The organism is Nostoc sp. WHI (genome assembly GCF_015714725.1).
In the GTDB taxonomy this organism is placed as follows: Bacteria; Cyanobacteriota; Cyanobacteriia; order Cyanobacteriales; family Nostocaceae; genus Nostoc.
In genome coordinates, this window is record NZ_WBKM01000271.1 from 36,058 (window position 1) to 45,606 (window position 9,549).

The following is a 9,549-nucleotide window of genomic DNA, read 5'->3' on the forward strand; positions in this document are numbered from 1 at the left end:
TCAAAATGCAAAATGAGTAAGAAAATTAATTTTGAATTGATTTGACTTGATTATTGATTTTTCCAAAATGAATCGTTAGCGGCGGCAGATTGAATGATTTGGCGAGATGCGGCGCTGGACTCTTGATCCTTTGCCGCAGCTTGCTCATCCATGCGACTAGAAATATCAGCAAGATTGATATTTGTAACAGCCAAGGAACGAGATTGCTTTTGCGCTTCTGCATGGATAGATTTGGCAATTACAACACTTTGGAAGTTTTGAATTGCGACCTTTTTAAGAATGTCTTGGGTAATGACATCATCCTGCGCGGCATTAGCATTTTCGCTTGATTGGGCGGTAGCATCATTAGTTATTGCTGCCTCCTGTGACTGGATTCGCTGACCTTCAGCGCCAAGTACTGATTCTGATTGTCCGCGTGTATATTGTTGGTTCCAATCCTTGATGGCATTGTCGGCTTGAATGCGCGGATCTAATATCAGCAAATTGCCTTCTTGTTTCTCAATGACTTTCTCGATATTCTTACCAGCTTTTAGGGGATCGGGAATACCCAAATCACCAACACTAGATTCAATTGCCTGGGTTAATTCAGCTTCCAACTTGCCCAAACTTTTAATAAATTCTTTCTGATAATTACTAATGTAAGTCTGCAAGCTGCTATAGATTTGTTGGAATTGAGTTAAGAAAGATTGGGAGTTTTGCTGACTTTGAGCATTGGCAGGGAGGCTAGAAAAGGAAATCAGAATTGCTGCGCCTGAGATCGCGATCAATCGGTTGGTATTCAAGATACAAGTCCTCCATGTCTACTACAAAGGGTTTTTTGGTACAGAGAGATTTTACAGTCGCTTGCTTTTTTGCTAAATCAAAGTAAACAGCTTGAACCATTAATGTTTTAGGTGATTCTTCCTTATTTAATAAACTGGTGAAGAAGGGATCATTGAAAGGCAAAGCATTAGGCGGAAGGGTAGAAGCAGGGGATTGAAAAAGCATGATATAAGCACCTGGATCGGCGGATTCAGAATTAATCCCCGGTTGCTCTAATCCACTCAATCGCTTATTTTGATATTTCAATGCTCTCAGGCTGGGGGAGCGCTTGATGGCATCCTCGCCCAATTCTATGTACACGCTACAGCCATTCTTCGCTTCGCTAATAAGCTTTTCATATTCAGCTTGATTGTATTGCCATACTTGAAAGCCTCCTATTGACACAACACCTGCTAGTATTGCCAGCAACAGCTTATTTTGAATGACTGACGATAGAACCTTCATAATGGCTTCCCTTGCTTAATGCACTCGACATAATACTTAGAAAATTCTGCCACCCAGGTGAACTTGTCGCTGTGAATTTTCTTGAATTTATCTCGCGTGGCTTGTTCTTCTCTGCTATTAGCGACCAACGCCAGCAGGGGATACGAGGGATAATAGCGACAGCGCACATACTTGTTGTTGTAGTCCAACAGCCACAAAGTATATAGCTGCTGAATGTTGGGGACAAAGCTTTCGTTTTTATCGATAATTTCTCTAGGGATGCCCAGCAACTCAGAGAAACTATTAGCCGCGCCTGGGACAATACGCCCAATCAACCGCAATGGCATATTTTGTAATATTTGTTCTCCTGCCTCCGATTTGGCGATAGAGATGACATCCTGCGCTGCCAGAAACACCCGGCAGCCTTGCTTACGAGCGGTGGCGCATTTACGACCCGCAAGCCGCGATAATGCGGAAAATCCCAGCAATACGCTAGCCTCATCCATAAAAAACACGCTGTTGGGCGAGGAGAGGGATTGGCGGGACGCGGCGATATATGCACTCATCCCAAACACTTCTGCATCCTTTCCTGATTGCAGATTAGTCAGGGCGAAAGTGATCAACTGGCTATCGGCTTGGAAAGTCGAAGGCTTACAGATTGCGCTACCAATGCTACTAGCTTGCCAATACTGAAGCCGCAAACGGATGTAATTAAGTGCTTTTTCTACATTGTCATCCTGATAACCTAAATAAATATACGCGAGCGAGAAAAATTTCTCCATGTCTGCCAATGTCGGGGTATTCGCCCACTCTGGGGTGTTTATCCCTGCTTTTCGCGCTAATTCAAATCTTTCTTGAATGTCGGCATCTTCGTAAAAGGCTTTTGTACCCAAGGGGATTACAGATTCAATAGTTTGTGATAGCAACCCATCAAATTTTTGTGAGCCTAAAACTAATTGAAGAACAATTAAATTGATATCATTTCGATGGGCTTTTGTCCTTTCCTCCCACTGCGACTCAGGAATCTTTGATAGGTCTAATGGCTGTACAAGATTGTTTGATTCCTTAGAGATATCAAAATAGAAACCTTTAAAATATGGTGTGAAATCTCCGAAGGTTCCCGAACCATCGTCATTGGGCAAATCAATCATCAACACTGACATTCCCAGCGCCAAACACTGATAGATAATAGAGGCGATGATTACCGATTTCCCACTCCCGGTAGTGCCGATTACCATCATGTTTTTAGGCTTTGATAGGTCAATATGAACCGAGGATTGACCTTCGTCGGCGACTAATTCAAAGCCTTGTTTATCGCCATGTGCTGTTTGAACGACTGGCGTTAAACCAATTACTTCACTGGCAAAGAAAGTGGCGCGTCTGTTGAAAGGAAAAGTCAGCTGCGGTCGCTGTCGCAACAGCAAAGTATCAAGCCAGATTGACCATGTATACTGCATTTCTCTAATCAACTCAGCAGGCTGATTGATATACCCTGAAATCAGACGACAAGCGTCGTCGATCTCGGAAGGAGAGTTGCGATAAACGAGAACAGTAACCGCTACATTTTCCGGTACATCACCTGTATAAAGTTGTTTTTGAGCATCAACAGAGCGTTCTGTGTTAATTTGCGCTCCTACGTCAATAGTCTTTTTGCTGGCGCTTACCTCGGCATTTCTTGAACGCCTCGTAATCAATTGTTGGGTAAGCCTAATCATTTTTTGATCGGCTGGGCTAATCTCTGTAATTATCTCGACATCATAAATAACCTCGCGTGAGAATACATCCCATAGAAAGCGTACTTGCTGATGGGTTGAGGCAAATATCTCTGGCTTTTGGGCAAGCGTCATTACGCCGATATACTTCTTTTTTTCACCACATTGATTTGGCAAGCATACCCAGCGTCTATCGGCATAAGGTATGCCGTTATTTAAAAGTACTGAGGTTGCGTGTAGCTGGTCGTTGTATCTCTCTGGCTTCGGTGCGGCTTCGTTGAATTCCTCTCTTAATTCACCAGTATCATAAATTAAGGTATGGGGTACTTTTGTCGGCTTTGCGCCCATTCTAGAAACTAGGTCGTCCCACAATTCCTTGTCTGATTTTGGCGAGGGAAACAAACCCATTTCAGATAGTATTTGTTGATGACGCAAAGAGACAATTATCGCTTTTTCAAGAACTTGAATTAAGTTTTGAAGAGTGAGTTCGGTCGCTCCTGTGGGGGTGAATTTACGTTTTAAAAAATTCTCCAGCTTAACTATCGCTCTATCTACTGCGTCACCTCCTTCCGTTCCGCCTGGGCGAACAGTAAAAGTGGTGTAAATACTCAGCTTGATATCCTTGCGCTGATGATTACGCGTCAGTTCTTGCATTCGGGCAACCTGTCCCCAATCCAAAAACTCACTCTCAAGAGATACAGGGCTGTCTAGCCTTTGACGATAATCTGCAATTACTTTATCCTCATCGCAAAAAGAAGACCATCTAAAGGTGAACTTCTCGCCCTCCGAGAACTCTTTGCAGCCGTTCTCAAAAGCATGAGCGATCGCCTCCAGTCTCTCAGATGAATTAAACAGTGGGTGAAAACCTGTGCAATCATATCCGAATACTAATTGCAAGGTGTTGTTAGTGTCGCTTACTTGTTTTTTGCTCAACAAGTAAGCTCCAATTTGATAGTTACCCTTTTTCAATTTCACTAAAGTTGCTAGGTCTAGAAAGTCTTCAAAGGGGACTATTTTTTGATTACGAATACTGCTTTTTACCATAGCTTAGGCATTCTCTTAGATCCCGCTCTTTTTTTGCTTTGAGGCGAAGAATATCTGACATAACCACGAGTGAAAGTTGGAACGCTTGGGAACACTCTTGACCAGAATAAGTAAGGACGCTTGCCAGATAAAATCATTATCGTAGCGCTTAACCAAACTCCTGCTAATAAGCCCCAAACTATCCCCGCTCCGCATAGATTCGCTACAACAAAGCCCACGCCAAACATAAATAAGGCGATTGCAAACTGAAAGCCAGTAAAAATGCCGATTGAAGCATTTTGACCAAGTGACTGATTGACCCGTTTGATGGGCGATTTATTATACTCGCTCATAACTAGCAAGCGGCTGTAACGCCGTTAAATAAGATGCTTTGAGCAATCCAAAGCACCAGGATTATGAAAAACACGCCTATGGGCTGTTGAACCATCTGCGTTACTTCCTGTCCTTCACCAATGCCGTTCGCAACTTTAAGCCCTGAAGCCACAAAGTATACAAACAAAATCACTGTGATAAAGGCATTTATCACCGCCGGAAGTGCTTTAATGGCGGTAGTAGCAGCCGCTGCACCACCGCCACCAATACCACCCGCCCCCCCGAACATACAAGTCATTGCTACCTGAGCCGAATCGAACAAGCCCCACCCATAAGAGGGCATCGACTGCATGACAATGATTGTCGCCGTACCTGCCGCGTAAATGTGATGCTGATACTTGCGCCCAATCGCCGCGCTAGCCTTAGCCAGAACTTGAGATTGTGTTCTTCGCACAGAATTATTAGATGCCAAGAGAATTGCTCCTTTACTTCATAAACATAAAAATCACTTTTTCGATCCTCTTTGAAGAAACTCATTTTCTATGTCAGCTAAAGTATGCTCTCTAGCTAATGAGCGAATTTCTTGAAGTACTGCAATATGACACTTGTATAGCTTTGCATAGCCATTTAGCCCACCTGTTTTAGTATTGGTGAACTTATTGAACTCTGGTAAATACTTCCGAGCGATATTCAAGTATGCTTGTAGTTGTCTTGCAGAAACTTTTGGCTTTAACATCGCCGCAACTTCTGGTCTTGTTAGTTCTTCATTTTGCCAGGTTAACCCCCCTATCCCCATGATTCTGAGAACTTCTTGCAACTTCTAACTATACATAAAATACCCGCCTTTTTCATGGCGGGGGAGTGTCATTTTAAAAAATATTAGCGGTCACAAAAAACTGGTTAAAGATAAGAATTGAGCGCTTTTCCTTCCCGTTCCCACTTTTCATCTAAAAGACGACAAGCTACGCGAACAACATTCTGAGGATTCCGTTTATGTTCTCCTGGCATATTCCAGTTCCGGGTAGTGTATTCACTTTCGTACCCCAAAACCAGGGCAAGCTCTCGATAACTTAATTTCCACTTCTTCTTAAACTCTATTGGGTGCATAGTATTTATTTGATACTTGCATAAGGAACTTATCTAATATTTATAACATAATTAGTTAGTCAAATCTTTATATTTTTATCTGGAAAGATAAATCAAATTTTATATTTGCTTATCTTAATATTTTTCTAAAATATATTAGCCATTTTCGGGTTTATCCAATTTATCTATAATGTAGATATTCTCTTTTAAGCAATTATTTTTATGTCCAACACAAATGCTAATTTTCAGCAACTATTCCAACCCAAAAGTCAAGTTAATAAAGATAACGAAAATCCCACGCTATTAGTCAATCGCTTAACTCCTACTGATGATCAAATCAAAGACTGGCTACAGTCACCACAAATCAAGCAGTGGCTTACAAAACTACTAATGGGCATACCGAATAATCTCAAAATAGAAGCGATAAATACCATCATCAAAAATGTTATACAAAACCCAGACAAAGACTCTCGAGTACAATTCGGTAGTTCAACTATTGGAGTCGATGTTTTACGGTGGCAGCTTTGGGCATCCTATAAATTACCTTACGCCAGTGGAATCAAAACTCCTGATTGCCCCTACACTTTGAAAAAACATTTGGATGTTTCCCACTAAGTTACCGGATGACATAATCCCGTAGTTTCATTAAATTGCCACACAATATACGATCTATTCTTACCAAAACTACCATGCTTAACTGCGAACTGAGAATTGCTTCCACTATCTCACAAACAGCAATGACAAAGAAATAGATAAAAGTACGAAAATAATCCGCACTTCCGTCTCTTTATTTTTAATCAATCATCGTTATATCTTGGAGGATCAAGTAGAGAGCAATGCAACAGGCGATCGCACACTTGGCGGGCGGGTACGCCATCGCTTGACTGCCATTAACTTAGCAGATGACTAAACCTTGTATTGAAGCTAAATTTAATGACGTTAACAGAAACATTTCTTCACATCTATTTTAGGCTCTAGCCCATGAACATCTTTCATCGCCCAAGGAGATTCTTTAGAGTTCGTAAGCCAATTGGATTTTCGATTTGAGACGATGAGTTAGCTTTAGAGCTACCCTTGTAGAATAACAGAATCTCTCAATTACTCTTTGACTCATGATCAGGCTCCTTCAAGTCGAAAAATTTCCGATTCTGATGTTGCCGGAAATCGAGGCGTATTTAGAAAGTGGACTATTTCGTGGGATTGGCAAGAAAACTGCTCAAACTTTGGTCAATTGCTTTGGAAGTGAGACTTTATCGATATTAGATAACAACCCCGAAAAGCTTTACACTGTTCCCGGACTAACTCAATATCGTATTGATGGTATTACCAAAGCTTGGTCAGAGAGTAAAAAGAATCCGAACTTGGGAGTGATTACCCAACTTTTGGCTGTGGGAACTTCATTGAAGTTAGCTTTGAAAATTTGTGACTATTACGGACACAAAACTGCAAATGTACTTCAGAACAACCCTTACAGATTAATTGATGATATTGATGGCATCGGTTTTAAGACTGCTGATGAGCTAGCAATATCTCTTGGTATCCCACTATACAGCGATACTCGTTATATCTCAGCTTTAATCCATGTTTTAAAATCCGGCTTGCGTGAAGGGAATTGTTTTTTACCGTTTGAGCAATTAGTAAGTATTGCCACTGACCTGCTTTCTTCACCACAGCATACGCCCGATGTTCAATTTTTAAATACAATCATTCAACAGTTACTCGAAAAGGGGACTTTAGTTTCGGGTGATGTTGGTAATAGTGTTTATCTCAAAGCTGCTTATCGGGCTGAACTTTCTGTGACTTTGAAAATTCTTGCTCTCCTTGAGCAACCGACTCACCCCACTGAACATTTAGAACACTGGTTAGCCCAATTCCAAACTACTGACTATCGCCAACTTTCACGTTTAAGTGATGAACAAATCAGCGCCTTGATGATGGCAGCCAAACATCCAATTAGCATTATTACTGGTGGCCCTGGTCGAGGGAAAACTTATGTACTGAAAACCTTAGTTGAATGGTTCATTCATACTGATAAAGCGATTGCACTTGCCGCTCCAACAGGGAAAGCTGCTAACCGGATGAAAGATGCTACAGGCATTGAAGCAACTACTATTCACCGTTTATTGCAATGGCAGGGGCATCAACAGGTTTTTCTTTATAACGAGGAGAATCCTCTAAATCTTGATTGTCTAATCGTTGATGAATTTTCAATGGTTGATATATTTCTGTTCAATTCGCTACTCAAAGCCTTGGACAAAAAAACCAGAATTGTACTGGTAGGGGACTTTGATCAATTACCCAGTATTGGCGCGGGAATGGTCTTGCGGGATTTAATTGTTTCTGAACTCGTGCCAACAACTCTCTTACAGACGATTTATCGCCAACGGCACGAAAGCCCGATTATTTATGCTGCTAATGATGTCAATTCTGGCATAGTCCCTACACTGCACAATTTTAATCAAGTTTCTGATTGGATGGATGTCGGTGACTGTGCAATGATTCAAAAAGACTCGCCCCAAGCGACCTCCCAAGCCATCGTTGAGTTGGTTAAAGCTATTGGCCAGTCAGGTGTTGATTTAAATCAACAACTAATAATCTTAGCGCCCCAAAAACAAGGAGACTGTGGAGTTCACAATCTCAATCAGCTTCTTGCCCCCATCTTTAACCCAAAACAAGAAGATGAACCACAAGTTGTCTCTGGGTCGGTTGTCTACCGAATCGGCGATCGCGTAATCCAGCTGAAAAACCGTTATGAAACTGTCCCGCCTGTGATGAATGGCGAGATCGGTCAGGTTATTGCTGTGGAGCCGGAAAAATTTCTGGTTACGATCTCTTGGGAGGGCGGTGCAGTTGTTAATTATTATCCTGGAGACTTCGAGCAAATTATGCACTCGTTTTGTATAACTTGCCACAAGAGTCAAGGTAGCCAATTTCCTTATGTGATTTTCCCATTGGTCAGGGCTAATTACCGGATGTTAACCCGTCAGCTGCTCTACACGACTATGACTCGCGCAATGGGTACATTCATCGCAGTTGGACAGCATGAAGCATTGAAAACTGCTGTCGCTACTGATAAACCCGCCCAGCGTTTTACTGGACTAACCAATCTCCTCATTTCACCTGTTGAGCAACTTAGTGAAATCTGGCAGAGTTTGAGCAACACCAGAAAAACCACTTGTACGACAACATCTTCCCCTACTGTTACTGTCGCTTCTAGGCTACAACAACGCCAACTGACTGCAACACCTGGACAGATGACTACTATTGGTAGTCTCGCACTACAAATGTATGAGTCTAAATATGGTTATCGTCCGTCAAAACAGCCCGAACTTGTCGGGAAGTTTCGCTTTAATACTTATCACTATGAGACTACCGCAATTGACGAGATTGATTCAGCAATTGACGCAGTTCTCCGCCTTTAATAAAACCCATGCCCAACATGGGAACAACGGTCGCATCCAACCACATTCCTCTTGAAGTACACAATAAAATAGTTATCAGTTATAAGTTATCAGTAAACAGTTAAAAGTTTTGATAATTGGGTTTAAGTTCCCCACTATACGCCGCCAGGACTGATAACTGTTGACTGTTTACTGATTTAACAAAGTTTAGGGGTTTAATTCCCCAGCAATACAGGCAGCACGTTTTGATGCCTAATTAAAATCCCCGTTACAAAACTTAATTACGTTAGCGCAGCGGGGCGTTCGCTTTTAGCGTCTCGCAGAGAAGCCCATTACGAATTATTTTAATATCTATGGCTATTCCGGCAGCAGAGTTAAAGATCGGGCAATCGGTGAAGTATCTGATCGGTACTCGAAGCGGTATGAGTGCGGCAATAACCAATATCAGCAAATCATCTCTTAGTCTCAAAAATACTCATATTGTTACTTTGACCTTTGATGACGATTCATTGCCAAACCACTTAAAAACACAACAACTAACTGTTTATGACGAATTGCTTGAAGGTTGTGAAATAATCACATTTTAAAAAATTAAAATTGGCAACAGCAGAGCGCACATTCGCCGCTACAAGTTGAAATTAATTAAAATACTAACTTGCCGGCTGATATAATCCCGTATTTTCGTTAAATTCCCACCCCAACCCTGCTCTATCCTTCCCCTTACACCATGCTACAAAAAGCGGTGGGGG

General features: G+C 41.8%; 10 protein-coding genes. 3 read left to right on the forward strand and 7 right to left on the reverse strand.

Going from position 1 to position 9,549, the window contains the following annotated elements:
- Positions 1–50: 50 nt before the first annotated feature.
- The 7 genes from F8S12_RS27375 to F8S12_RS27405 form a co-directional block, all read right to left on the reverse strand.
- The gene (locus tag F8S12_RS27375) at positions 51–782 is read right to left on the reverse strand and encodes a hypothetical protein (RefSeq protein ID WP_230968313.1); all 732 of its coding nucleotides are present in this window, start codon (positions 780–782) and stop codon (positions 51–53) included.
- Entirely contained in the window at positions 724–1,266 is a 543-nt protein-coding gene (locus tag F8S12_RS27380) for a hypothetical protein (RefSeq protein WP_196519433.1), read from the reverse strand. Before F8S12_RS27380 ends, F8S12_RS27375 begins: the two co-directional genes overlap by 59 nt.
- Positions 1,263–4,001 (reverse strand): AAA family ATPase, encoded by a 2,739-nt coding sequence (locus F8S12_RS27385; RefSeq protein ID WP_196519434.1) that lies wholly within the window; start codon positions 3,999–4,001, stop codon positions 1,263–1,265. The genes F8S12_RS27380 and F8S12_RS27385 overlap by 4 nt, the downstream gene beginning before the upstream one ends.
- On the reverse strand, positions 3,995–4,333 hold the full coding sequence (locus F8S12_RS27390) for a hypothetical protein (protein ID WP_196519435.1): 339 nt from the start codon (positions 4,331–4,333) through the stop codon (positions 3,995–3,997). Before F8S12_RS27390 ends, F8S12_RS27385 begins: the two co-directional genes overlap by 7 nt.
- Positions 4,334–4,335: 2 nt before the next feature.
- Complete coding sequence (locus F8S12_RS27395) at positions 4,336–4,785, reverse strand: hypothetical protein (RefSeq protein ID WP_230968314.1); 450 nt, start codon at positions 4,783–4,785, stop codon at positions 4,336–4,338.
- Positions 4,786–4,818: 33 nt separating this feature from the next.
- Complete coding sequence (locus F8S12_RS27400; RefSeq protein ID WP_196519436.1) at positions 4,819–5,109, reverse strand: hypothetical protein; 291 nt, start codon at positions 5,107–5,109, stop codon at positions 4,819–4,821.
- A gap of 104 nt (positions 5,110–5,213) precedes the next feature.
- Complete coding sequence (locus tag F8S12_RS27405) at positions 5,214–5,420, reverse strand: hypothetical protein (protein ID WP_012412959.1); 207 nt, start codon at positions 5,418–5,420, stop codon at positions 5,214–5,216.
- A 201-nt stretch (positions 5,421–5,621) separates the two neighbouring features.
- On the opposite strand from F8S12_RS27405, the gene F8S12_RS27410 reads away from it, so the two are divergent.
- The 3 genes from F8S12_RS27410 (at position 5,622) to F8S12_RS27420 (ending at position 9,387) form a co-directional block, all read left to right on the forward strand.
- On the forward strand, positions 5,622–6,014 hold the full coding sequence (locus tag F8S12_RS27410) for a hypothetical protein (protein ID WP_196519437.1): 393 nt from the start codon (positions 5,622–5,624) through the stop codon (positions 6,012–6,014).
- Positions 6,015–6,511: 497 nt separating this feature from the next.
- Positions 6,512–8,821: an SF1B family DNA helicase RecD2 gene (gene recD2, locus F8S12_RS27415; RefSeq protein WP_196519438.1), complete on the forward strand. Its 2,310-nt coding sequence runs from the start codon at positions 6,512–6,514 to the stop codon at positions 8,819–8,821.
- 332 nt (positions 8,822–9,153) lie between these two features.
- Entirely contained in the window at positions 9,154–9,387 is a 234-nt protein-coding gene (locus tag F8S12_RS27420) for a hypothetical protein (protein ID WP_230968315.1), read from the forward strand.
- Positions 9,388–9,549 lie beyond the last annotated feature (162 nt).